The organism is Thermovirga sp. (genome assembly GCA_012523215.1).
In the GTDB taxonomy this organism is placed as follows: Bacteria; Synergistota; Synergistia; order Synergistales; family Thermovirgaceae; genus 58-81.
Genome location: JAAYIZ010000181.1, coordinates 1 through 1,567 on the forward strand (window position 1 = coordinate 1; position 1,567 = coordinate 1,567).

Annotated in this window: 2 protein-coding genes; both read right to left on the bottom strand. The window is 56.2% G+C overall.

Features of this window, described 5'->3' with window-relative positions; genetic code table 11:
• Window positions 1-74: 74 nt before the first annotated feature.
• Window positions 75-1,103 (bottom strand): deoxyguanosinetriphosphate triphosphohydrolase, encoded by a 1,029-nt coding sequence (locus GX108_05115; protein ID NLO56419.1) that lies wholly within the window; start codon window positions 1,101-1,103, stop codon window positions 75-77.
• Window positions 1,104-1,187: 84 nt separating this feature from the next.
• Window positions 1,188-1,567 (bottom strand): pyruvate, phosphate dikinase (locus GX108_05120; protein NLO56420.1); only part of this gene is annotated, 380 nt, incomplete at its 5' end.

Sequence of the window (1,567 nt, forward strand, 5' to 3'; positions counted from 1 at the left end):
GAGGAGATCGAGGATCGATTCCAGGAGTTGCTGAAGCAATACGGCATAGCGGACTGAAAAAACAGGGGAAGATTTCAGGGCCAGGGGCTGGGAAGGATGGTCTTTTCGAAGAATGCCAGGGCGTACCTGTCGGTCATGCCCGAGATGTGATCCATCGCTGATAGGGCGAGGTCATCGGTACTACAGTTTTCGGCCGGGTTATCCAGGAAGTGGGCGAAAAGTGTGGATAACACATGGTCGACCCGGGGTTCCTCACGGAGTACTCTCTCCGAAGCATAGACTCGGTAGTAAAGGAAAGAACGGAGTTCCTCGACGGCCTCCAAGAGGTCGTCGTCCATGCGCACCCCGTCACAGCCACTGTTGGAGACGATGCTTTCGACCATTCGGCCTATCCGCGCTCCGTGGGTTGCACCTAGTTTTAGCATGACCGAAGAGGGGATATCCTCGCTTTTCAAGATACCCGCCCTGAGAGCATCGTCCAAATCATGGTTAAGGTAGGCGATTGAATCGGATATACGCACGACCTTGGCTTCATTGGTCAGGACCGGTTCTCCCCCGGAAAAACCTTCCCGGACATCCACCATCCCCTTGGAGTGTTTCAGGATCCCATCCCGCACCTCCTTAGACAGGTTCAAACCCCGCCCGTCCTTTTCGAGACAGTCGACCACCCTGAGGCTCTGCCTGGCATGAGAGAAACCGCCGAGCCCATTTTCCCTCGCGATCCTGTCTAGTACTTTTTCACCCATGTGACCGAAAGGAGTGTGCCCCAGGTCGTGCCCAAGGGCGATGGCATCGGTTAGGTCCTCGTTGAGACCGAGGGTTCTGGAAATAGTCCTGGCCACCTGGCAAACCTCGAGCGTATGGGTAAGCCGTGTCCTGTAGTGGTCTCCCTCGGGTAGGAGCAGAACCTGGGTTTTGTGCTTGAGCCTTCTGAAAGCCTTCGAATGGATTATCCTGTCCCGGTCCTGCTGAAAAATGGTCCTCACAGGGCAAAGGGGCTCTTCCCTCATCCTGCCCCTGCTTTCATCGCTGAAAGCGGCGCAATGTTCAAGGATGGCCCTTTCAATCCTTTCCCATCTAATCCTGGGCGTTTCCTTGCTCATGGCATCTCCTTTGCGAAAAGTCGGGCCGCCACTTCCAGCGGCGGCCCTCTGTCGTGAATCCTTTTTCTGCACCCCTCGGGAAACTCAATCCAGAAGGCCCAGCCTCGAATGAGCTGCTGAGAGCCTTGCCACGGGTATCCGGAAAGGGGAGCAGCTGACATAGTCCAAGCCCAGTTGGTGACAAAAGGCGATGCTCCGGGGATCCCCACCGTGCTCGCCACATATCCCTATCTGTAGTTGAGGACGTTTCTCCTTTCCCTCAGTCACTGCTATGGCCATGAGCCTGCCAACTCCTTCACGGTCCAGTTCGTGGAAGGGATTATCGGGGAGGACACCGTCATTGACGTACTGGGCCAGGAACTTGCCCTCCGCGTCGTCCCTGGAATAACCGAAGGTCGTCTGGGTGAGGTCGTTGGTCCCGAAGCTGAAGAATTCGGCGAATTCGGCGATGTCCCCCGCGACTA

Excerpts from the sequence above, each read along its gene's own strand:
- GX108_05115 (NLO56419.1), bottom strand. The coding sequence starts at position 1,103 with ATGAGCAAGGAAACGCCCAGGATTAGATGGGAAAGGATTGAAAGGGCC.